The 22,303-nt window shown below is 65.1% G+C and carries 22 protein-coding genes and 1 pseudogene; 10 read left to right on the top strand and 13 right to left on the bottom strand.

Annotated features, from left to right (window positions below; genetic code table 11):
- The first annotated feature begins 58 nt into the window (after positions 1-58).
- Positions 59-808, top strand: coding sequence for a hypothetical protein (locus GGD66_RS16280; protein WP_183258339.1), 750 nt, complete (start codon positions 59-61; stop codon positions 806-808).
- Positions 809-830: 22 nt separating this feature from the next.
- Entirely contained in the window at positions 831-1,544 is a 714-nt protein-coding gene (locus GGD66_RS16275) for a hypothetical protein (RefSeq protein ID WP_183258338.1), read from the top strand.
- Between the two features lie 10 nt (positions 1,545-1,554).
- Here GGD66_RS16275 and GGD66_RS16270 read toward each other — a convergent pair whose 3' ends face one another.
- Positions 1,555-3,312 (bottom strand): outer membrane beta-barrel protein, encoded by a 1,758-nt coding sequence (locus tag GGD66_RS16270; protein WP_183258337.1) that lies wholly within the window; start codon positions 3,310-3,312, stop codon positions 1,555-1,557.
- 193 nt (positions 3,313-3,505) lie between these two features.
- Between GGD66_RS16270 and GGD66_RS16265 the strand changes: the two genes are divergently transcribed.
- Positions 3,506-4,513 carry an SIS domain-containing protein gene (locus tag GGD66_RS16265; protein WP_183258336.1) on the top strand — a complete coding sequence of 336 codons (1,008 nt, stop codon included), beginning with the start codon at positions 3,506-3,508 and terminating at the stop codon, positions 4,511-4,513.
- Between the two features lie 40 nt (positions 4,514-4,553).
- Here GGD66_RS16265 and GGD66_RS16260 read toward each other — a convergent pair.
- Positions 4,554-5,102 (bottom strand): annotated as a pseudogene (locus GGD66_RS16260) (carboxymuconolactone decarboxylase family protein); the annotation flags it as partial.
- 72 nt (positions 5,103-5,174) lie between these two features.
- Between GGD66_RS16260 and GGD66_RS16255 the strand changes: the two are divergent.
- Entirely contained in the window at positions 5,175-5,495 is a 321-nt protein-coding gene (locus GGD66_RS16255) for a helix-turn-helix domain-containing protein (protein ID WP_183258334.1), read from the top strand.
- A gap of 201 nt (positions 5,496-5,696) precedes the next feature.
- Here the strand turns inward: GGD66_RS16255 and GGD66_RS16250 are convergent, their stop codons facing one another.
- The 4 genes from GGD66_RS16250 to hemH form a co-directional block, all read right to left on the bottom strand.
- The gene (locus tag GGD66_RS16250) at positions 5,697-6,140 is read right to left on the bottom strand and encodes an NfeD family protein (protein WP_026201621.1); all 444 of its coding nucleotides are present in this window, start codon (positions 6,138-6,140) and stop codon (positions 5,697-5,699) included.
- A 55-nt stretch (positions 6,141-6,195) separates the two neighbouring features.
- Positions 6,196-7,200 carry an SPFH domain-containing protein gene (locus tag GGD66_RS16245; RefSeq protein ID WP_183258333.1) on the bottom strand — a complete coding sequence of 335 codons (1,005 nt, stop codon included), beginning with the start codon at positions 7,198-7,200 and terminating at the stop codon, positions 6,196-6,198.
- Between the two features lie 224 nt (positions 7,201-7,424).
- Complete coding sequence (locus GGD66_RS16240) at positions 7,425-8,402, bottom strand: ABC transporter substrate-binding protein (RefSeq protein WP_183258332.1); 978 nt, start codon at positions 8,400-8,402, stop codon at positions 7,425-7,427.
- 10 nt (positions 8,403-8,412) lie between these two features.
- On the bottom strand, positions 8,413-9,450 hold the full coding sequence (gene hemH / locus GGD66_RS16235; RefSeq protein WP_183258331.1) for a ferrochelatase: 1,038 nt from the start codon (positions 9,448-9,450) through the stop codon (positions 8,413-8,415).
- A gap of 83 nt (positions 9,451-9,533) precedes the next feature.
- On the opposite strand from hemH, the gene GGD66_RS16230 reads away from it, so the two are divergent.
- Positions 9,534-9,932 (top strand): MAPEG family protein, encoded by a 399-nt coding sequence (locus GGD66_RS16230; protein WP_018316180.1) that lies wholly within the window; start codon positions 9,534-9,536, stop codon positions 9,930-9,932.
- Positions 9,933-10,037: 105 nt separating this feature from the next.
- Here GGD66_RS16230 and GGD66_RS16225 read toward each other — a convergent pair whose 3' ends face one another.
- From GGD66_RS16225 to GGD66_RS16215, 3 genes are read right to left on the bottom strand one after another with little or no spacing between them, the layout of a single operon-like run.
- Complete coding sequence (locus tag GGD66_RS16225; protein WP_210321583.1) at positions 10,038-11,099, bottom strand: nickel/cobalt transporter; 1,062 nt, start codon at positions 11,097-11,099, stop codon at positions 10,038-10,040.
- On the bottom strand, positions 11,090-11,728 hold the full coding sequence (locus tag GGD66_RS16220) for a DUF1007 family protein (protein WP_018316182.1): 639 nt from the start codon (positions 11,726-11,728) through the stop codon (positions 11,090-11,092). Before GGD66_RS16220 ends, GGD66_RS16225 begins: the two co-directional genes overlap by 10 nt.
- On the bottom strand, positions 11,728-13,809 hold the full coding sequence (locus tag GGD66_RS16215) for a M3 family metallopeptidase (RefSeq protein WP_092255533.1): 2,082 nt from the start codon (positions 13,807-13,809) through the stop codon (positions 11,728-11,730). The genes GGD66_RS16220 and GGD66_RS16215 overlap by 1 nt, the downstream gene beginning before the upstream one ends.
- Positions 13,810-13,947: 138 nt before the next feature.
- On the opposite strand from GGD66_RS16215, the gene GGD66_RS16210 reads away from it, so the two are divergent.
- The 5 genes from GGD66_RS16210 to GGD66_RS16190 all read left to right on the top strand — a co-directional run bounded on the left by GGD66_RS16210 (position 13,948) and on the right by GGD66_RS16190 (position 18,799).
- Positions 13,948-14,202, top strand: coding sequence for a hypothetical protein (locus GGD66_RS16210; RefSeq protein WP_018316184.1), 255 nt, complete (start codon positions 13,948-13,950; stop codon positions 14,200-14,202).
- Between the two features lie 690 nt (positions 14,203-14,892).
- The gene (locus tag GGD66_RS16205) at positions 14,893-16,035 is read left to right on the top strand and encodes a type III PLP-dependent enzyme (RefSeq protein ID WP_018316185.1); all 1,143 of its coding nucleotides are present in this window, start codon (positions 14,893-14,895) and stop codon (positions 16,033-16,035) included.
- Between the two features lie 129 nt (positions 16,036-16,164).
- Positions 16,165-16,752, top strand: a complete 588-nt coding sequence (locus tag GGD66_RS16200) for a GNAT family N-acetyltransferase (RefSeq protein WP_092255536.1) — start codon at positions 16,165-16,167, stop codon at positions 16,750-16,752.
- A gap of 146 nt (positions 16,753-16,898) precedes the next feature.
- Positions 16,899-17,288, top strand: a complete 390-nt coding sequence (locus tag GGD66_RS16195; protein ID WP_183258330.1) for a RidA family protein — start codon at positions 16,899-16,901, stop codon at positions 17,286-17,288.
- Between the two features lie 68 nt (positions 17,289-17,356).
- Entirely contained in the window at positions 17,357-18,799 is a 1,443-nt protein-coding gene (locus GGD66_RS16190; RefSeq protein ID WP_092255541.1) for a homospermidine synthase, read from the top strand.
- Between the two features lie 151 nt (positions 18,800-18,950).
- Here GGD66_RS16190 and GGD66_RS16185 read toward each other — a convergent pair whose 3' ends face one another.
- The 4 genes from GGD66_RS16185 to GGD66_RS16170 form a co-directional block, all read right to left on the bottom strand.
- Complete coding sequence (locus GGD66_RS16185; protein ID WP_026201622.1) at positions 18,951-19,280, bottom strand: hypothetical protein; 330 nt, start codon at positions 19,278-19,280, stop codon at positions 18,951-18,953.
- Positions 19,281-19,379: 99 nt separating this feature from the next.
- Complete coding sequence (locus tag GGD66_RS16180; RefSeq protein WP_018316190.1) at positions 19,380-20,096, bottom strand: MgtC/SapB family protein; 717 nt, start codon at positions 20,094-20,096, stop codon at positions 19,380-19,382.
- 121 nt (positions 20,097-20,217) lie between these two features.
- Positions 20,218-21,237: a WD40 repeat domain-containing protein gene (locus GGD66_RS16175; protein WP_183258329.1), complete on the bottom strand. Its 1,020-nt coding sequence runs from the start codon at positions 21,235-21,237 to the stop codon at positions 20,218-20,220.
- On the bottom strand, positions 21,237-22,283 hold the full coding sequence (locus tag GGD66_RS16170) for a GTP-binding protein (protein WP_092255549.1): 1,047 nt from the start codon (positions 22,281-22,283) through the stop codon (positions 21,237-21,239). Before GGD66_RS16170 ends, GGD66_RS16175 begins: the two co-directional genes overlap by 1 nt.
- Between the last annotated feature and the right edge of the window lie 20 nt (positions 22,284-22,303).

The following is a 22,303-nucleotide window of genomic DNA, read 5'->3' as shown; positions in this document are numbered from 1 at the left end:
GGCGGGAAACGTCTGGTCTAGCTTTCAACTTTGTACTTGATATTCTTTTGGGGGCATCATGTTGAGATATTTGCTTCCCGCCGTCGCCTTGTGCACGGCGGTGTCCACCGCACATGCGCGCGACTTCGGCCTCGAGCGCTTTGCCGATATCGTCAGCCAGACCTATCCGGGCTACAGCGTGTTTGCGCCCTTTATCGAAGCGCCCAGCAACGACCCGCTTCACTTCCAGAGCGGCTACCTCGGCAGCGTCTGGAGGGCGACGAGGGAAAAGGGCAGGACGCAGGGTGGGACCTATTCTCACGGCGATATGGGCTTCTACTGCAACCCGAACCAAGCCGTGATGCCCACTCCACGCAACACCTTGCGTGTACAAGACTGGCGCTACAAGACAGAGATCACCCTCACTGGCGAATTTACCGTATCCGGCGCAAGGCCCGAGGACACCATTTTCAAGCTCTCGGCCATCGACGCGAAGTACATCAAGGACGTTACGGTCGATATCAAGAGCGCGGTAAAATACGCGGCGCCGTTTGACGTCCTGATGAATTGGTCCAACGAGGCGCTGGCACGGTGCCCCTCATTCAGCAGAGTGCTCACGTCAGCCATCGCCGGTGACGTCACGGTGAAAATCTACTTCGTCGCGGGAGTCAGTGCGACATTGCAGTTCGACATCGCTTCCAAGGTGAAGGCGAATCTCGGTTTCAACGTTACGCCCGTGCAGGTCGGCACGCCCGACAAGCCGGCGATGGTGCTTACCGAGGGCAATCAGATCTTCGCCGTCACGGCCATGCCCGCACCACTACGATAGATCCAGCGGCTGATTCATGCGCATGAGCGTATTTGCACTTCGGGCCGCTGCCGCCGTTCTGGCGGTGGCGGTCGGGGCTTGCGCGCGGCCACCGACCCTTGGCAGCGTGCTCAAGGACCGGTATCCGGGCTATCAGCAGGTCTTACCGGCCACCTCGGTGAGCCTCAGCGATCGCAACTACGAATTCGTTCCCGGCACCCTCATGTCGGCGGTCGAACTCAGGCCGGCGTCGCGCAACGAAGCCGCACTCTGGCAGGCGGACCCGATCTATTGTCCTCCGGGCTATCCGCTATCCGACGTGGGCCGGCGAGACAGGTCTCCAACCCACGTCACCTACAATTTCGATCTCTCACTGCGTCACGCACTGCATTTGCGCAAGGCCAAGGCCGACCTCAATCTCGAGGAGAACGAGATCGAGTTCATTCGACGCGTTACAATCCGGATCGACTCTCCGCGAACCTACGCGATCCGAGGCCGCGCGCCCGTGCCCCGCCATGTGAAGGCTTGCGTCGACGCCATCATGAAGCGTCCAGGCATTCAGAAGGTTCGCGGCATCATTGTCGGAAACGTGCATGTGGACGTCCTGTTCAAGGACAATGCCAGCGTGATGGCCAAATGGTCAGTGGCCAACAAGATCAACTCGTCGCTGGGCTTCGGCGCTCTGAAGGGAGAAAGCTACACCATCAGCGGGGACAATCTGGTGTTTGGCGCCGATCTGGTTCGCGTGAGAAACTAGGGGCCCGCCCCTAATTCTGCAACCTCACGCCCACCATCACCACCGTCCCCGACGAACTCGACCCCGGCTGGTTCGAGTCCAGGATGTCGTGGCGCAGCGTGCCCTTGACCCAGATGTTGCGGTTGAGCTTGTAGATCAGATTGCTCTCGAACGAGTAGGTCTTGTCGTTGCGGTTCTGGCCCTGGTAGTCGAGCGTGCCGTAGGTGAACTTGCCGACGGCGGTGAGCCAGCGGCGGAAGTCGTGGTCGACTTCGGCCGAGTAGGTGCGCACCAGCACGCCGGAGGAGCCAGGGATGGTGGTCTCGGCGATCTGCGTGTCGGTGAAGAATTTCACCGTGGTGAGGCCGCTCGCATTCCAGATCAGCGAGCCCGTGGTCAGAAACCCTGCGAGCTGGCTGAGGCGCGGGTCGGTGTAGTTGCGCGCGGAATAGCCGACCGAGATTTCGCCGGTGAGGATGCGCGAGAATTCGAAGGACGAGCCGACCTTGGCGTAGCCGCCGTTTGAATCGCGGAAATAGCCGTTGCGGTCGGCGGCCTGGTCGTGGACGCGGGTGTCGCCCTGGATCTCGACGAATGGCTTCAATCCCGGCTTGAGGTCGTAGGAGAAGCGGCCGATGCCGCCATACTGGTTGAAATCGCGATCGCCGTTGCTGAAGGTCGAGCCGTCGGTGAGCTTGGAGTCCGTGTAGGCGGTGCGATCGACCGTGGCGCCGGCGGCGACCTGGAAACGATTGAAGGTCTGGTCGAAGCCGACGGTGGTGCCATAGGCGGCGTAAACCGGATATTTCTGCAGGCCGGCCTGCACGTTCGGGCTGCCGGGATTGTCGGTGGCGAGCCGCAGGCGCAGCTGCGAGGTCAGCTTGAGATCGCGGTCGACGTCGAGGCGGCCGTCGACATGGCCGGTGAAGTCGGGACGATCGGCCTCGACCGGCGAAGGCGAGGCAAAACCGTTGATCGTCGCCGGCATGTTGTTGGTGTAGCCGGAGAACGAGCCGCGCAGGTCAGCGACCAGCGCGTGGCGCTCCCAGTCGGACATCACCAGCAGATCAGGCGCAACGACATAGACTGGCGATCCCACCGGCTTGTTGAGACGCGTCGGATTGCTGTCGTAGCCGGTGGAGAGCTCGAGCCCGCCCTTGATCAGGAAGCTGCCGGCATAGTCGCCGACGGCTCCGAACGCATCGTCATCTGCCTTGAGCCGGCGGCGCAGCGGCTGGCCGGGCACGGTGCCCGCCATCGCCGCCGGCACCGGCGCCTTGTTGGCGGACGCGGATGGCGGCGGCGCGATTCTGGGCAGGCCGAGCGTCGAGGGCGGCGGCGCCGTGGTCGGCACCGGCGAGCCGGGCCCGGCGGCGCGCTTCGGCTTCGGCTGGCCCGGATAGAGCTTGGGTTGCTGTCGCTTGCGGTTGAGCGAATCATAGCCGGAGCCGCTCCCGCCGGTGGCGGCGGGCAGTCCGTAGGTCGGGACCTGACCGACGCGCGAGGTCGCCGGCGTCTGCTGGCGTTTGCGCGGATCGGCACTGGGATCGGGCAGTGCCGGCAACGCGTCCGACGGCGCCTGCGGCACGCCTGCCGTGCGGCGGGTCGGCAGCGTCTCGGGCGCGACGAAGCCGCCGCGGTTGGGATTGAACAGATCGGGCGTGAGGCTCTGGCCGGCCGCGGGCGCGCTTGTGAGGGCCGTCAGCGCAAGACCCGGCGCAAGGCACGGCAAAGCCGCGCGCAGGAACTGCGCGCGTTTGCTCCGGCCGGTGCCTGGAGACGACCCCACGATGGAACAACTCCAACGAAATCAAACACTTTCACGGTGACCTCCGCCAATTGGCGGGAACCATCGTTAATGGAGTTAAAACAATTATGGTTAATGACCGGTTGAGGGCTTAGGCGCGCTCGTCGCCTCCACGCCCGCGCCGTGCTAATGAGGCGCCGACCGGGCCAATGCCTCCTCCTCCCTGGACCAGAACATGCCGAGTTCGAAACCGCTGATGACCCAATCATCCGGCCCCATCCCCGACAGCGTCGAATCCGCGCTCCGCACGCTGGAGACGGAGAGCGGCGGCATCAACGCGCTCGCAGCCGCCCTGCGCGGCCCGCTGGGCGAGACGTTTGCCAAGGCGGTCGATCTGATCCGCAACGCCAAGGGCCGCGTCATCGTCACCGGGCTCGGCAAGTCGGGCCATATGGGGCGCAAGATCGCGGCGACGCTGGCCTCGACTGGCACGCCGGCCTTCTTCGTGCATGCCGCGGAGGCCGGCCATGGCGATCTCGGCATGATCACCACCGACGACGTCATCATGGCGCTGTCCTGGTCCGGCGAGCAGCCGGAGATGAAGAACCTCGTGAACTACTCGGCGCGGTTCGCCATTCCCATGATCGCGGTGACGTCGAACGCGACCTCCTCGCTGGGACAAGCCGCCGACCTCGTGATCGAGCTGCCGAAGGCGCGCGAGGCCTGCCCGCACAATCTGGCGCCGACCACCTCGACCCTGATGCAGGCCGCGATCGGCGATGCCCTCGCGATCGCGCTGCTCGAAGGCCGCGGCTTCACCGCGCTGGAGTTCGCGCATTTCCACCCCGGCGGCAAGCTGGGCGCGATGCTGAAATTCGTCCGCGACTACATGCGCACCGGCGCCGAGATCCCGGTCAAGCCCCTGGGCACCAAGATGTCGGAGGCCGTGGTCGAGATGTCGGCCAAGGGCCTCGGCTGCGTCTGCATCGTCAACGAAGCGAACGAGGTCGCGGGCATCATCACCGACGGTGATCTGCGCCGCCACATGCGCCCCGATTTGCTGACGGCGTCGGTCGACGAGATCATGACGAAGCAGCCGAAGACCGTGCCGCCGTCGATGCTCGCCACCGAGATGATCGAAGTGCTGAACACAAGCAAGATCACGACGCTGGTCGTGACCGAGGCGGGCAAGGTGGTGGGCATCGTGCATCTGCACGATCTGCTGCGGGCCGGCGTGGCGTAGTTTCTTCGCCTCTCCCCGCTTGCGGGGCGAGGGAGTCCCCCGCCGGAAATCGCGCCGCGTTCTCCTCCAGCGGCAGCCGCAGCCCGTTCGCCAGATACGACACCGTGCGATAGAAGCCGCACAGCAGCATGATCTCCAGAATCTGCGCCTCGTCGTAATGCGCCGAGAGCGCGGCAAACTCTTCATCTCTGAACGTCGCGCGGTGATGCAGCGCGTCGACTGCTGCGATCAGCGCCTGTTCGGCCGGCGACCAGCACGGTGACGTCGCATCGCCCTGCACTGTGGCACGCACCTCGTCTTCGGCGAGCTTCGCCGGCCCGGCGAAGACCGCGACATGTACGCCCCATTCATACTCGCATCTGTTCAGCGCGCAGGTGCGGTCGATGACGATCTCGCGCTGGCGCAGGGAGAGCGGGCCGGGATCGAGCAGGCCGCCGGCGCGAAACTTGTCCCAGGCGCGGCTGTGGCCCGCCATCACCCGGAACAGCACCAGCGGCGGCGCGCCGCGCATGATGCGATCGAACTGCGCCTGGATCTCCGGGGGATAAGGCGGGGTGAGCGGGGCAATGCGCGGCGTGGACTGGGACATCGGCCGCCTCCTTTGCTACATTTATTGTAGCAATACGCTACACTATCTGTAGCACGACGCAAGAGGGCCGCGATGGCAAAACAGGCAGCATCAGGAAGCGTCCGCGGCTCGCGCACCGGGCGGCCGATCATGGCGCTGCTGGACCTGCTCGGCCGGCGCTGGAGCCTGCGAATATTGTGGGAGTTGCGCGGCGAGCCCCTCACCTCCCGCGCATTGCGCACCGCCTGCGACGAGGCCTCACCAACGGTGCTGCAAGCGCGGCTGACGGAGCTGCGCGAGGCGGGATTCGTGGAGCTGGGTGAAGGCAGAGGCTATGGGCTGACGCCGCTCGGGCGGGAATTGTGCGAGACGTTCATGCCGCTGCACCGGTTTGCGGAGAGGTGGAAGGGGTAGCGCTTTTTCTTACCCTCCCCTGGAGGGGTCCGGGACGAGCGAAGCTCGCCCGTGGGTCGGCTCACATGGAGCGTAGCGAAATGTGAGACGGGGTGGGGTGACGGTCTCTCCACCGCGGCAGCGCCCGTGTTGAGAGATCACCCCACCCCGCTCGCGCTACGCGCGATCGACCCTCCCCCTCCAGGGGAGGGTAAGAGACGGCTACGCCGCCGCCACGGTCAGGTTCGCACCGTCGACCTGCACCACCTTCACCCGCGTCCCCGCCGGCGTATCCGGACCTGCGACGCGCCACACGGTGTCGCCGATGCGCACGGTGCCGCTGCCGTCGATGATCGGCTTCTCCAGCGTGAACTCGCGCCCCAGCAGTGCCTCGGTGCGCTTGTTGAGGAACGGGCTGGCGCTTGCATCCGGCTTCGGCCGCGCAAGGCGGCGCCATATCGGCACGGCGGCGGCGGCAAACACCGCGAACATCACGAGCTGGATCTGCCACGATATGACGACGGTGAACGAGATCAGGCCGACGAGCAGCGCGGCGAGCCCGAGCCAGAACAGGAATATGCCCGGCGCCAGCACCTCCAGCGCCATCAGGACGAAGCCGAAGATCAGCCAATTCCAGCTGCCGAGCGATACGAACATGTCGGTCATGACACGACCTTCCATCATGGTGCATGCCCCCGTGCGGAGGGACATGCTCCGGTGACTATCCCTGCCGCGGCGCCACCGCCGGCGGCGTGCTGCCGGTCGTCGGCACCGAGCCGGTGCGGCGCGCGGCGGCGGCTGCGGAGGCGGCGCTTTCGCCGAACGTTGCCTTTGCGATCTCGCCGATGCCGGCGAGCGAGCCCAGCATGGAGGTTGCTTCCATCGGCAGCATGATGATCTTCTGGTTCGGCGCGTCCGCGAACTGGCCGAACGCCTTGATATATTTGTCGGCGATGAAATAGTTCAACGCGGCGACGTCGCCCTTGCCGATCGCTTCCGACACCGCCAGCGTCGCCTTGGCTTCGGCCTCGGCCAGACGCTCGCGCGCCTCGGCGTCGCGGAAGGCGGCCTCGCGGCGGCCTTCGGCCTGGAGGATCTGGCCCTGCTTGGCGCCCTCGGCGCGCAAAATCTCGGACTGGCGCTGGCCTTCGGCGGCGAGGATGTCGGCGCGCTTGACGCGCTCGGCCTTCATCTGCCGGCCCATGGCTTCGACGAGGTCGGCGGGCGGCACGATGTCCTTGATCTCGATGCGGTTGACCTTGACGCCCCAGGGCGACACCGCGGCGTCGACGACGCGCAGCAGGCGCTCGTTGATCTCGTCGCGGTGCGACAGCACCTGGTCGAGATCCATCGATCCCATCACCGAACGGATGTTGGTCATGGTCAGGACCGTGATCGCCTGGGTCAGATTGGCGACCTCGTAGCTCGCCTTCGCGGCGTCGAATACCTGGTAGAAGGCAACGCCGTCCACCGTTACCGTGGCGTTGTCCTTGGTGATGACCTCCTGCTCGGGGATGTCGATCACCTGCTCCATCATGTTGATCTTGCGGCCGACGCGATCGAAATAGGGCACGATCAGATTGAGCCCGGGGCTCAGCGTCTGGGTGTATTTGCCGAACCGCTCGATGGTCCAGTCATAGCCCTGCGGCACCGTCTTCACGCCGGCAACCAGCGTGACGATGACGAGCAACACCAGAACAATCGCGAAAATGTCGAAACCGCTCATATTTCCTCCAAGGCAGGAAAATGCCTATTCCCGCGCTGTCATTGGTCGGGAGTGCAACCCTACCGGTTCAGCGGTCGCAATTCACGTCGGTATCGGGCTAATTCTGCACAAGTCATCCAGGCGGGGAAGGATCACGATATGTATTTGCGGCGGGACCTTGAAAGCGTGCAGCGGAAACCTAGCGGCGAAAATTAACGAATCTGAAAGCGCACGTTGGACCGACTTCATTCAATCACGTCATTCGCGAGTGCGATGAGGCCCGGGGGAAGTGTGACGCCGAACTCCCTCGCCGTCTTCAGGTTGACCGCGAGCTCGAACTTGGTGGGGTTCTGCACCGGCAGGTCGGCTGGCCGCGCGCCCTTCAGAATGCGGTCGATATAGTCCGCGGCGCGGCGGAGCTGCTCGGCGCTGTCGGTGCTGTAGGACATCAGCCCGCCCTCCTCGACGAAGGTGCGGCTCCAGAACACCGCCGGCACGCGCGCCTGCGCGATCGCCGCCAGAAGCTGGCCGCGATTGGCCATGGTGAAGAAGTCCGGCAGGATCAGAAGGCCGCCGTCCCTCCGCGACGCCACCGCTGCTATGGAGACGGCGTCATGCACCGGCGCGGGCTCGACCGTCACCTGAAGGGTCCGTGCGGCGTCCTCGATCGTGCGCAGCATCAGCGGCGCGAACGGGGCGGTGGCGGGATTGTAGACGACGAAGACGCGAGACACCTTTGGCGTGACCTGCGTCAGCATCTCCAGCCATTTGCCGGCCAACGGGCCGTCGTAATCGGTAAAGCCGGTGACGTTGCCGCCGGGATGCGCGAGGTTTTCGACAAAGCCCTGGCTGACGGGATCGGTGACGACGGCGAACACGATCGGGATCGTGGTGGTGCGCTGGCGCAGCTCCTCGACCGAAGGCGTGCCGACCGCCAGCAGGACGTCGGGCCTGAGCGCGATCAGCTCGTCGGCGAGCCGCGCGATGCGCGCGCGGTCCCCGCCACCACTGCGCCAGTCGATCTTGAGGTTGTCGCGCTCTTTCAGGCCATGTCCGGCGAGCGCCTCGAGCAGGACCATGCTGCGCGTCTGGCCGATCGCATCATCGGCAGCCGTGACCGAGAGCACGCCAAGCCGACGTGCCGCGTTCGGTTGTTGCGCCAGGACTGGGACCGGCAGCGCCGCGATCATCCCAAGAAACGCCAGACACTCTCGGCGGTTCATGGGACGCCCATCAGATCCAGCCCTGGAGCTCACGCAGCACCAGGGTGCGGATCACGTCCATGCCCGGGTCGCTGTCGTTGAGGCAGGGGATCGCAGAAAACTGCTCGCCACCATTGTGCTTGAAGATCTCGGCGTTCTCCTGCGCGATCTCCTCGAGCGTCTCCAGGCAGTCGGCGGAAAAGCCCGGCGTCACCACCGCGAGGCGGCGCACGCCTTCCTTCGCGAGCCGCTCCATGGTCTTGTCGGTGTAAGGCTGGAGCCACTCGGCATTGCCGAAGCGCGACTGGAAGGTCAGCAGCAGTTTGGTCTCGTCCATGCCGAGCCGGCGACGCAGCGCTTCGGTGGTGGCGATGCAGTGCTGCTGATAGGGGTCGCCCTTGTCGACATAGGATTTCGGCATGCCGTGGAACGACGCCACGATCAGCTCCGGCTTGAAGGACAGCGTTGCCAGATGCGTCTCGGTCGAGACGGCAAGCGCCTCGATATAGGCCGCATCCTCGTAATAAGGCGGCGTCACCCGCAGCGTCGGCTGGTTACGCAAACGGGCGAGCACGCGGAACACTTCGTCGCAGACCGTCGCCGAGGTCGAGGCGGAATATTGCGGATAGAGCGGGACCGCCAGGATGCGCTCGCAGCCTTTCGCGATCAGTGCGTCGATGCCCGACTTGATCGAGGGATTGCCGTAGCGCATCGCCCAGTCGACCACGACGTGGGCCCGGTCCGACAGGGCGGCGGCCAGCTTGTCGCTCTGCGACCGCGTGATGGTCTTCAGCGGCGACTCGTTCTTCTCGGTGTTCCAGATCTTCTGGTAGTCGAGCGCCTTGGTGCGGGGGCGGCTGCGCAGGATGATGCCGTTCAGCACGAACTTCCAGACCAGGCCCTGGTCCTCGATGACGCGGGCGTCCGAGAGGAACTCCTTCAGGTAGACCCGCACGCCGGGCGCATCGGCCGTGTCGGGCGTTCCGAGATTGATCAGGAGCACGCCAGCGCGCGGCAAGGCGGATTGGGCGGCCGGTCTCGCGGCCTCGATGGGGACGACACTGGTCATGGCTCTGTGGGTCGCGCGTTGGTCCGAACTTGTCAAGATGAGGCCGGTTTCGCTAGGGTCGCACCCAGGCAGGGGAGGCAAAGATGACACTCGCGGAATGGTGCGTCTTTGGAGCGCTGCTGCTCTATCTGTCGACGATCGGCTCGATCAAATGGATCAGGTTTCGCCGCTTCGACAATTCCCGGCCACGCGACCCCGCCTTCTACGAGGACGCGCTCTCGCAGCGCGCGCTCGGCGCGCACCAGAACGGCATCGAGACCTTCCCGTTCTTCGCCTTCGCGGTGCTGCTCGCCGAATTCAGGGATTCGCCGCAGCGGCTGATCGACGAGCTCGCGGCCCTCTTCCTCATCGTGCGCCTTGCCTATGTGCTGACCTATCTCGGCAACCGCCCGACGCTGCGCTCGATCCTCTGGAGCATCGGCTTTGCGATCAATCTTGGGATCTTCTTCATGCCGGCGCTGAAGCGGTTTCTGCCGGTGTGAGGTTTGCGACCGTAGCCCGGATGGAGCAAAGCGTAATCCGGGGTCTTTCCACGGCGGCACTGTCCCGGATTGCGCTGCGCTCCAGCCGGGCTACGAGACCTTCGCCTAGAAACACGTCGTCCGCTCGGCCGCGATGTAGCCGAACAACAGGCCCGCGCCAAACAGCAGCACGACGCCAGCAGCCGCGAATTCGATGCCGCGCATGAACAGCGCGCCGCCGCCGTCGCGCCCTGCGCTGAGGCGGGCGGCGATGTCCTTGGCGGAGACGGCGACGACCGCGATGGCCGCGACCGTGATCGCGGTGCCTAATCCCATCAGGAAGGTGGCGGCGATGCCGGCCCAGAACAGGCCCTGGGCGAGCGCGAACACCAGCACCAGGATCGCGCCCGAGCAGGGGCGGATGCCGACGGTCAGGATCGCAGCGAAGCCGCGCCGCCAGCCACCGGGGCCGGCGAGCTCGCTCGGCGTGGGGCCATGGGAATGACCGCAATGCTCGTCATGGACGTGGTCATGCCCGTGGTGGGCATGATCATAACCGTGATCGTGATGATGCGGCACGCCGGCGATCGCCGGCACCGGCTGGGCCGCCTGCAGCGCCCGGATGAAAATGCGGCCCTTGACCCAGACGAGGCGCAGCCCGAACAGCGCGATCAGGGCGTAACTCGCGATCTCGATCGCCCCTTCCGCCTTGCACATGGTCTTGGCCGTCGCATTCAGCACCCAGGCAGAAATGCCGACGATGAGGATCGCCACCAGCGACTGCATCAGCGCCGAGGCGAACGACAGCGCGATGCCGCGCCGCGCGGTCTCGCGGTTGGCGACGAGATAGGAGGCGATCACTGCCTTGCCGTGGCCGGGGCCGGCGGCGTGGAAGATGCCGTAGGCAAACGAGATGAAGAGCAGCGTCCACACCGCCGAGCCATCGGACTTGGCGGCGCGAATGGTTGCCGACATCTGGCGATAGAATTCCGACTGTTTGGCCAGCAGCCAGCCGATGAGGCCGCTGGCCTCGGGCTGGGCCGCCTGCGCCGGGCGCGGCGCGCCAAAGGGATTTTGCGCGAAGACATCGTGAAGCGCCGCATCAGCCACGCCCATGACGAGGAAGACGGCGGCGCAGACAAGAAGCCCGCAGGCGAGCGGAGAGCGAAGACGGCCGATCAAGGGCAATCCACCGTGATCTTGTTGGCGAACATCATGCCGAAATTCGAGTTCTCGCCGTTCATGAAGGTCTGCTCGTTGAGCTTCTGCGCGCTCGCGGTGCCGTCGCTCGGGCGCTCCAGCTTCATCTGGCAGCCGGCGGGCGCGCCCACCAGTTTCACCGGGCTCTCCTTGGCCATCTGGAAGTCGATGAAGAAAGAGCGGTCGAACACTTCGAGCACCAGCTGCTTGGACTTGACCGGGTTCTTCAGCGGCAGCGTGAAGTGCAGGGTCAGGACCGTATCCTTGTAGTCGAGGAAATAGTCGACCGGCTCCTGGAATCGCTCCTTCTTGCCGTCCGCTCGCGCGAAGGTGAAGTAGGCGTATTCCTTGAGCGACTCGACGTTGGTCTGCGCCAGCGGCCCAAGCTCCTCGCGCGTATAGGCGCCCTTGGTCTTGCTCTCGAGCCCCTGCACCGCATAGGACGAGAACATGTCATCAAACGTCCAGGCGTGGCGGACGCCGGTGATGGAGCCGTCGGCCGCGTAGAGCAGCTCGCTGGTCGCGGTGATCCAGACATGCGGATGGGCCTGCGCCGTGCCTGCCGCGAGCGACAGGCCGGCGGCAAGCAGCGATCCGAACAGGGCGCGCATGCCCATCAGGCCGCCTTCGCGTCATCGAGCAGGCCGCGCCGGCGCAGCAGCGCGTCGGGCTCCGGCGGGCGGCCGCGGAACGCCTCATAGGCGGCCTCGGGATCGACCGATCCGCCCGAGGCGTAGATGTCGTCGTGCAGGCGCTTGGCGACGGCGGGGTCGAAGATGTCACCGGCCTCCTCGAAGGCGCCGAAGGCGTCGGCGTCCATCACCTCCGACCACATGTAACTGTAATAGCCGGCGGCATAATGGTCGCCGGTGAAGATGTGACCGAACTGGGTGGGCCGGTGACGCAGCGCGATCTCCTCGGGCATGCCGATCTTCTCCAGCTCCTTCTTTTCGAAGGCGCGGACATCCTGCGCCGCTTCGGCCGGCTGGGTGTGGAATTCGAGATCGACCAGGGCCGAGGAGACGAATTCGACCGTGGCAAAGCCCTGGTTGAATTTTCGCGCGGCCAGGAACCGCTGCAACAGCTCGTCCGGCAGCGGCTCGCCGGTCTGGTAGTGGCGGGCGAACTTCTGCAGCACCTCGGGCCGCTCCTGCCAGTGCTCGTAGAGCTGCGACGGCAGCTCGACGAAATCGGTGAACACGGAGGTGCCCGACAGCGACGGATAGGTCACGTTGGAGAGCATGCCGTGCAGGCCGTGGCCGAACTCGTGGAACAGGGTGCGGGCATCGTCGGGCGACAGCAGCGAAGGCTCGCCGCCGGCGCCCTTGGCAAAATTGCAAATATTGAGAACCAGCGGCGCAACATCGCCGTCGAGCTTCTGCTGGTCGCGCAGCGAGGTCATCCAGGCGCCGGAGCGCTTCGACGGCCGGGCGAAGTAGTCGCCATAGAACAGCGCCTTGTGCTTGCCGTCGGGGCCCTTGACCTCCCAGACCCGGACGTCGGGATGCCAGACCGGAACGTCCTTGCGCTCCTTGAAGGTGATACCGAACAGGCGCGTGGCGCAGTCGAAGGCGGCGGCGATCATCTGGTCGAGCGACAGATACGGCTTGATCGCGGCATCGTCGAAATTGGCGCGCTGAAGGCGCAGCTTCTCGGCGTAGAAGCGCCAGTCCCAGGGAGCGAGCTTGAAATTGCCGCCCTCTTCCGTGATCAGCGCCTGCATGTCGTCGCGGTCGGCGAGCGCCCGCGCTCTGGCCGGCTTCCAGACCCGCTCCAAAAGGCTCCGGACCGCATCCGGCGTCTTGGCCATGGAGTCCTCCAGCCGGTAAGCGGCGAAGGTCGGATAGCCCAGCAGCTTGGCGCTCTCTTCACGCAGCTTGAGGACCTCGACGATGGTTCCATTGTTGTCGTTGGCATTGCCGTTGTCGCCCCGCGCGGTGAAAGCCTTGTAGACCTTCTCGCGCAGATCACGCCGGGCGGAGCTCTTCAGGAACTGTTCGACTGAGGAGCGCGACAGCGTGACGATGGCCTTGCCTTCCATGCCGCGCTCTTCTGCCGCAGCCTTGGCGCTGGCGACGAAGCTCTCCGGCAGGCCCTGGCGGTCGGCCTCTCCCAGCTCCATGACCCAGTCTTGCTCATCGCCGAGCAGATGATGGCTGAAGCTGGTGCCGAGTTGGGCGAGCCGCTCGTTGATCTCCGCCATCCGCATCTTGGCCTCCTCGGAGAGGCCGGCGCCGGCGCGGTGGAAGCGGGTGTAGGTGCGCTCCAGCAGGCGAAGCTGCTCCGGAGCCAGGTCCAGATTGGCGCGGTTCTCGTGCAGCTGGGCGATGCGGCCGAACAGCACGGCGTTCATCATGATCGGATTCCAGTGCCGTGCCATCCGCAGGGAGACCTCCTTGTCGATCTCCAGGATGGCCGGGTTGGAATGCGCCGAGACGAGGTCGTAGAACACGGCCGCCACCTTGCTCAGCAGCTTGCCCGAGCGCTCCAGCGCCGTGATGGTGTTAGCGAAGTCGACCGCCGCCGGATCGTTGGTGATCGCCGCGATCTCGGCGGAGTGGTCGGCGAAGGCCTGCTCGAAGGCCGGCAGGAAGTGCTCGGGCTTGATCTCGTCGAACGGCGGGGTCGCAAACGGCGTCACCCAGGCCTTCAGCAGCGGGTTGGTCTCGGAGTCCGTAATTTGGCGGGGTTCTGACATCACAAGTCCCGATTTCGTGGCTCAATTGTTGCGGCCAGCTATAGCACGCGATAGGGCTTTTTTGGGCCATTTGCCCTTGCTCCCGGCCGCCTTTTCGGGGAGATTGCGGCCCTCGACAGACTAGGGATCCCTGAGCTCATGAACGCGCCTTCCTCCTCGTCCCGTCAGATCGCCTGGCCAAGCGTCATCACCGTCATCAGCGCCGCCATCCTGATCGGTGCGGAGGTGTTCGGCGCGGCCTTCGCCGGCGGCTGGGCGCTCGCGATCCTGTTCGGCCTCGGCGACCAGGGCACGCACATCCTGCAGGCCGTGCTGTTCGCGCTCGGTGTGCTCGTGATGACCGCGTTCATCCGCGCGGCCCAGCGTGTCGAGCCCTTCACGAAGCGCCGCTGACGCTTCTCGCGCGCGAGAGACGCGCGCGCTGCCGCAGAAAACTTAACGCGTGTTCATCTTCCGCGTCGCTCGCGCAACACCGCGCAAGCAGATGTTAGGCAATTCTGTTCTCAGCCTAAAAAAATTCTTGCGAAGCTGATTCAAAACGCTTATGTGCGCTCTTGCCCAATTTCGCACGTGCCTGTGGTCGTGTGTCAGTCGGTAGGTATCCGGACAAGAGGCCGGACAGCCGCCAAGGGGTGAAGAAGCCGAGGGGCTCTTCGGAAGTGCGGAAGTCGGAAGACGGAAGGTCGCAAGGCCTGAAGGTCGGACGAAGAAGCAAACCCGGAGCGTCCAGCATCTCTCTCAAAGAGATGCCTTGTCGAAGGTGACTTCGCTCTTTGCAACCGTGACTGGCAGCCGGAGGCGAACCGGCGCACCCCGCTCTCAACGGGGGACGCGACTTAAAGCAACGACGGATCGGGCTTTTTTGGTCTCTACCGGCATTCCAACGCCGGCGCGGGCTACTGAAAAGGCTTGTCCTTCATTGCCAGGTGTGCGGGCGGGAAATTCCCAACCAATCCACGGCAGCACAATTCGGTCTAGGGGTCTTTGCCCTGTCGCGTCTCCATCGTGCGGCAGCGGCGTAGCACCCTCGTCCGAGAACCACTTTGAACGAGCTCCGTCGCTGGGGCCGCTTTGGAGAGTGCTATGACCGAACGTATCCAGGAATTCCTGCGCAACCGCCGCAAGGATGGCCTCGACACCGAGCCGTGCCTCGTCGTCGACCTCGAGGTCGTGCGCGACAATTACCAGACCTTCGCCAAGGCGCTGCCCGACAGCCGCGTGTTCTACGCCGTCAAGGCGAACCCGGCACCGGAAGTGCTGGCGCTGCTGGCATCCATGGGCTCCTGCTTCGACACCGCGACGGTCGCCGAGATCGAGATGGCGCTGGCCGCGGGTGCGACGCCCGACCGCATCTCCTTCGGCAACACGATCAAGAAGGAGCGCGACATCGCGCGCGCCTTCGCGCTCGGCATCCGGCTGTTCGCCGTGGATTGCGCCGCCGAAGTCGAGAAGGTCGCCCGTGCCGCACCCGGCGCGAAGGTGTTCTGCCGCATCCTCTATGACTGCGCCGGCGCCGAGTGGCCGCTGTCGCGCAAGTTCGGCTGCGACCCGGAAATGGCCGTCGAGGTGCTCGACGTTGCCAAGCGCCTGGGCCTGGAGCCGTGCGGCATCTCGTTCCATGTCGGCTCGCAGCAGCGCAAGGTGAAGGCGTGGGACCGTGCGCTGGCGATGGCCTCGCAGGTGTTCCGCGACTGCGCCGAGCGCGGCATCAACCTGTCCATGGTCAACATGGGCGGCGGCTTTCCGACCAAGTACCTGAAGGACGTGCCGCCGGTCGTGACCTACGGCCGCTCGATCTTCCGCGCGCTGCGCAAGCACTTCGGCAACCAGATTCCGGAGACCATCATCGAGCCGGGCCGCGGCATGGTGGGCAACGCCGGCATCATCGAATCCGAGGTCGTGCTCATCTCGAAGAAGAGCGACGAGGACGAGGTGCGCTGGGTCTATCTGGACATCGGCAAGTTCGGCGGTCTCGCCGAGACGATGGACGAGTCGATCCGCTACGCCATCCGTACCCGTCATGACGGCGCGGACATGACGCCGTGCGTGCTCGCGGGTCCGACCTGCGACAGCGCCGACGTGCTGTACGAGAAGAGCCCGTATCCGCTCCCCGTCACGCTCGAGATCGGCGACAAGGTGCTGATCGAAGGCACCGGGGCCTATACGTCGACCTACTCGTCGGTGGCGTTCAACGGCATCCCGCCGCTGCGGACGTACCATATCTGATCCGCCTCTTTCTCTGAGGCCTGACGAACCCGGGAGCCGGCTTGCCGGCTCCTCCCTGACAGTTCGATCTGACGACGTCTTGGACAGGCGTGCTGCGCGCACGCCGGTTCAAGCGGGGACTGACGCGCCATGACTGCTTTTCGGAAGCCACAGATCGCCCTCACCTCGAAAGCCGCTCCGTTCGCGATCCGTGCGGAACGTGCTGTCGACGTCGCCGCCCGTGAAGCGCTGCTGGATGCCTGCTTTGGCGAGAACCGCCATGACCGCACCTGCCAGCGCCTGCGCGACGGACGCGCGCCCGCCACAGGCCTTGCCCTGTCGGCGGTGCGCGAGGGCAAGCTCGTGGGAACCGTGCGGCTGTGGCACGTCAGCGCCGGAGGCAGGCCCGCTCTGGTCCTCGGACCGCTGGCGGTGGACCCTGCCTGCCGCGAGCTCGGGATCGGCGCCGCGCTGATGCATCAAGCGCTGGCCGCCGCCCGAGCGCGCGGGCATGAAGCCGTCATCCTGCTCGGCGATGCCCCCTATTATGCCCGCTTCGGCTTCTCGGGCGAGAAGACCGGCGCGCTGGCGCTGCCCGGCCCGTTCGAGCGCGACCGGCTGCTCGCGATCGAATTCCAGGCGGGTGCGCTCGATGGCGCCGAGGGGATGATCGTCCCGACCGGCGCGCCCCTGTCCAAACGGAGGATCCTTCGCGCCCTCCATGCGCACGCGGCCTGAGGGATTGCCATGATGGCGACGACCGAAGCCGCGTAAAGCGGCAACGCTTGGCTGCGCCGTCCTGACGCCTGATCTTTCGGGGTTGCGCAGGCTCGAGAAACGCCCTTTAACCCCGCGAAACACCCCTTTCAGTCGAGGTCCGAAGCATGTCCCGTCGCCTCATCTCCACCGGCTCTCCCCTCGAGAAGACGGTCGGCTACAGCCGCGCCGTGATCGACGGCGATTTCGCCTTCGTCGCGGGAACCACGGGCTTTGACTACACCACGATGACGATGCCGGCCGATGTCACGAGCCAGTCACGCAACTGCTTCAAGACCATCGAAGCTGCCCTGAAAGAGGGCGGATTCGAGATGGCCGATATTGTCCGTGCGACCTACTACGTCACCGACGCCAGCTACATCGACGCCCACTTCGCCGTCTGCGGCGAGGTCCTCGGTGACATCAGGCCGGCGGCGACGTTGCTGGTCGTCAGCGCCCTCGCCAAGCCCGAGATGAAGGTCGAGATCGAAGTCACCGCCAAGCGCCGCAGCGTCTGACAAGCGCCGCAGCGCCTGATCCACCCCTCACCATTTGTTTGCCAGCACGTTCCGGAGAAAACCATCCCATGAGCCCCGCCTCGCAGATCTACGCGAAGATCACCGGTCCCATCGTCATGGTCGGCTTCGGCTCCATCGGCAAAGGCACGTTGCCGCTGATCGAGCGGCATCTCGACTACGACAAGTCCCGCGTCACCGTGATTGATCCCAAGGACGAGGGCCGCAAGGCGCATTGCGAAAAGCACAATGTGCGCTTCATCCAGAAGGCCGTGACCCGGGACAATTACCGCGAGTTGCTGACCCCGCTGCTCACCGAAGGCGGCGGCCAGGGCTTTTGCGTCAATCTCTCGGTCGACACCGGCTCCACCGACATCATGGAGCTCTGCAACGAGCTCGGCGCGCTCTACATCGACACCGTCAACGAGCCCTGGCTGGGCTTCTATTTCGACTCCTCGAAGGGTCCGGAAGCGCGCTCCAATTACGCCCTGCGCGAAGCCACGCTGGCGGCCAAGCGCGCGCGTCCCGCGGGCTCGACCACGGCGGTCTCCTGCTGCGGCGCCAATCCCGGTATGGTCTCCTTTTTCGTCAAGCAGGCGCTCCTCAACGTCGCCGCCGATCTGAAGCTCAATGCCCCCAAGCCGAAGACCAAGGCCGAATGGGCGGATTTGATGCGGCAGGCCGGCATCAAGGGCATTCACATTGCCGAACGCGACACCCAGCGCTCGAAGAAGCCGAAAGAGCCCGACGTGTTCGTCAACACCTGGTCGGTCGAAGGCTTCCTGTCGGAAGGCGTGCAGCCGTCAGAGCTCGGCTGGGGCACCCATGAAAAATGGATGCCCGAGAACGCGCGGACCCATGAAGCCGGCTGCGGCGCCGCCATCTACCTGATGCAGCCCGGCGCCAACACGCGCGTGCGTACCTGGTGCCCGACCCGCGGTGCGCAATATGGCTTCCTCGTCACCCACAACGAGTCGATCTCGATCGCCGACTACTTCACGGTGCGCGACGCATCGGGCAAGGCGATCTACCGGCCGACCTGCCACTATGCCTATCACCCCGCCGACGATGCCGTGCTGTCACTGCACGAGATGTTCGGCCGCGCCGCGAAGATGCAGGAGAAGCACCACATCCTCGACGAGAACGAGATCGTGGACGGCATCGACGAGCTCGGCGTGCTCCTGTTCGGCCACGACAACAATGCCTACTGGTACGGCTCGCAGCTCTCCATCGAAGAGACCCGCGCGCTCGCACCCTATCAGAATGCCACCGGCCTGCAGGTGACCTCTGCCGTGCTCGGCGGCATGGTGTGGGCGCTGGAGAACCCGAAGGAAGGCATCGTCGAAGCCGACGAGATGGATTTCGATCGCCTGCTGGAAATCCAGCTGCCCTATCTCGGCCCAGTGAAGGGGTTCTACACCGACTGGACGCCGCTGACGGATCGTCCGGGACTGTTTCCGGAAGACATCGACACCAGCGATCCCTGGCAGTTCAAGAACATTCTGGTGCGGTGAGGGGCGCGGGCTTCGGCCCCACCCACAGCTGTCATGCCCCGCGAAGGCGGGGCATCCAGTACGCCGCGGCGTCTCGGTTCAATCACTACGGTCTCTGAAATACTGGATCGTCCGCCTTCGCGGACGATGACACCGTTGGTCTATCAGACAGCTACTTCTTCTCGATCGGCGGCGCGATCTTCTCGGCCGGTGCCGGCGGCAGTGCCGGTTTGGTCGCCGCGCCTTGTGTCTGCGGCTCAGGCCGCGCCGGCTCGGGGGCCGGCGTGGTCGGCCGGTCGCCGCCGGGCTTGGCTTCCGCGGGCACCTTGCTCTGCTCGTCAGAGGGCGTGCCCTGAAGCGGCGGTGTCGCCTGCGCCAGCTGCATCCGGCTCTCGGCACGGATCTGCGCGATCGATATGCCCGATATAACGACACCTGCTGCGAACAGCGAACAGGCGATCAGAAGGTCGAGTTTCAGTCTGCGCTTGTCATTGACTGTCATGTCGATCACCGCCTTTGTCCGCGGGATCAACGAAATTGCCGGACCAGGGTTCCGTTCCCGGCGAGGGGGAACTGCAGCCTGCGCGCCAAAACGCCGCGCTCACTCCGTCGTGCTGACTTCCCACGTCGCGTGGCGGACGCCGGGCAGATGCTGGAGGTCGGTCGCCGCCGCGTTCAGCTCGTTCGGGTCGACCGCGCTGGCGACGAGCTTGGCGACAATCTCCAGCATGTCCTCGCCGAGCTCGACGACCTCGATGCCCGCCACCGGATATTTCGCACCCTCGAGCTTGTCGACGAGGCGGTCGCGCATGTCGGGCAGGGCGTCGGCGGCAACCGCGAGCTTGAAATAATAGGTCGCCTCCAGCGCCTTCTCGTTCAGCGGGATGCGGTTGATGGCGTTGACCAGGGGGCGCAGCATGGTGTTGCCGGCGATGACGAAGACGGTCAGCGCCGCCGCCTGCGCTATCATGTCGGCACCGGCGCAGGAGCCGACCGCGGCCGAAGCCCATAGCGTCGCAGCGGTGTTGAGCCCGCGCACGTCCATGCCTTGCTTCATGATGACACCGGCGCCGAGGAAGCCGATGCCCGAGACGACATAGGCGATGACCCGCACCGCGCCGTCGGCGCCGTCCAGCTGCATGGCGAGATCGACGAAGGCGGCCGCGCCGACCGCGACCAGCACATTGGTGCGCAGGCCCGCGGTACGCTGGCGATATTGCCGCTCGGCACCGATCAGCGTGCCCAGCACGAAGGCCGTGGTCAGGCTGATTAGCGTGTCGAGGAAATCAGCAAGCTGGAAGGTCGTCAGAAATCGCATGAATGTCAGTCGCGGTAGGGTGGGCAAAGCGAAGCGTGCCCACGGCTCCCGTCAATGCAAAAAGATCGTGGGCACGGCGCAAGGGCGCCTTTGCCCACCCTACGGCCTAAAGGATGACCGTTTAAAGCTCCAGCATTCCGCCGTCCCCATTTTCATCGGCGAAAGCGAGCAGCGTGCCTTTCGCATTCCAGGCGATCGCGGCCACGGGCGGCGTGCCGTTGCGGCGGACCAGGATCTCGGCGCCATCCTCCAGCCGCACCATCAGCACGGTGCCGTCGCTGTAGCCGGCGGCGAGGATGTCGTTCTTCGGATGGCAGGCGACCACCGACACCCGCGCCTGCAGCGGCGCGAGCATCGCGGGCTCCTTGCCCATCGGACCGTCCTTGCTGGCGAACGGCCAAATGATGACGGTGTCGGCGCCCGAGGTCGCGAGCCCCTTGCCGCCCGCGCTCCAGGACATCGAGCGGACGCGGCCGGGATAGCCGGTCATCCGCATATGCCTGTTGTCGGCAAGCCGCCAGCCATGCAGCGCCGCCTCGTGCATGGTGGTGACCAGGAATTTGTTGTCCGGGCTGAAGGTGACGCCGAGATGCGAGCCGGCCCAGGGCAGGAATTCGGCTGATCCCGCCATGTTCGGAAACCACAGCGTCGCGCCATTGTAATGGGCGATTGCGAGCCGGAGTCCCTTGGGCGCGAACGCAAGCCCACCGACGGTCGAGGGCACCTCGAGCGACTTCTCTTCGGACTTGCCGCTCTTGACGAAAGCCGTCTTGCCGGCCGACCAGGCGTAGGAGCCGTCCGCGTGCAGCGCCACCGCATCGATCCAGCGTCGCTTGGGATCGGTGGCGAGCAGCGTCACCTCGCCCTTGGCGTCGAGCGAGACGACCTTGCCGTCGTCGCCGCCCATCACCAGGCGCTTGCCGTCGCAAGCGGTGGAGAGAATGCCGCCGCTGTGAACAGTGACCGTGCTGATCTCACCTTTGTCATCGACGAACGCGACATTCTCCTCGCCGCCGACGAAGGCGGCGCGATCCCTGAGGAAATGCACCGAGGTCACGCCCATGCCGAGCATAACCGGCTTGACGCGATCGCTGACGGAGACGATCGAGGCGGAATCGGGGGCCGGCGAAAACTCTTTCATCACGAGACGATGCAGCTCTCAAAACCCTTGCGGATGGTCTCTTCCGGCAATTCGCGGCCGATGAAGACGAGGCGGCTCTCGCGCGGCTCGCCCTCCTTCCACTTCCGCTGGTGGTCACCCTCCAGCATCATGTGGACGCCCTGGAAGACGTAGCGGTCGTCGTCGTCGTGGAAGGCGAGGATGCCCTTGGAGCGCAGGATCTTGCCGCCTTCGACCTGCACCAAATTCTGGAGCCAGGGCATGAACACGTTCGGATCGAGCGGCTTGTCGGTCTTGAGCGACAGCGACTGCATGTCCTCGTCGTGATAATGCTTCAGGCCGTGGCCGTGATCATGGTGGTGATGATCGTGGCCGTGATGGTGGTGATCATGGTCGTGGTCATGATCGTCGGCCTCCAGGAAGTCCGGCTCGATGTCGAGGATGCGGTCGAGATCGAAGGCGCCGCGGTCGAGCACGTCGGCCAGGGCCACCGAGCAGCGCTCGGTGCGGTGGAGTTTCGCATAGGGATTGATGCCGCGGATGCGGGCTTCGACCTCGGCAAGCTCGCCCTTGCTGACGAGATCGGTCTTGTTCAGCACGATGACGTCGGCAAAGGCGATCTGGTTCTTGGCCTCGGGCGCGTCCTTGAGCCGATCGGACAGCCATTTGGCGTCGGCCACCGTGACCACGGCATCGAGCCGCGCATTCTTCTGCACGTCCTCGTCGACGAAGAAGGTCTGGGCGACCGGCGCCGGATCGGCAAGGCCGGTGGTCTCGACGATGATGGCGTCGAACTTGCCCTTGCGCTTCATCAGGCCGTCCATGATGCGCACGAGGTCACCGCGCACGGTGCAGCAGATGCAGCCATTGTTCATCTCGAACACTTCCTCATCGGCGCCGATGATGAGGTCGTTGTCGATGCCGATCTCGCCGAATTCGTTGACGATGACGGCGTATTTCTTACCGTGATTCTCCGACAGGATGCGGTTCAGGAGCGTGGTCTTGCCGGCACCGAGATAGCCGGTCAGGACGGTCACGGGAATTTTCTGAGAGGTCGCTTCAGACATAACAACTCCGGACTTCGGGC

The sequence above is a fragment of the Bradyrhizobium sp. CIR48 genome, from assembly GCF_014198315.1.
Taxonomy (GTDB): Bacteria; Pseudomonadota; Alphaproteobacteria; order Rhizobiales; family Xanthobacteraceae; genus Bradyrhizobium.
This window is presented reverse-complemented; position numbering and strand designations above follow the sequence as displayed.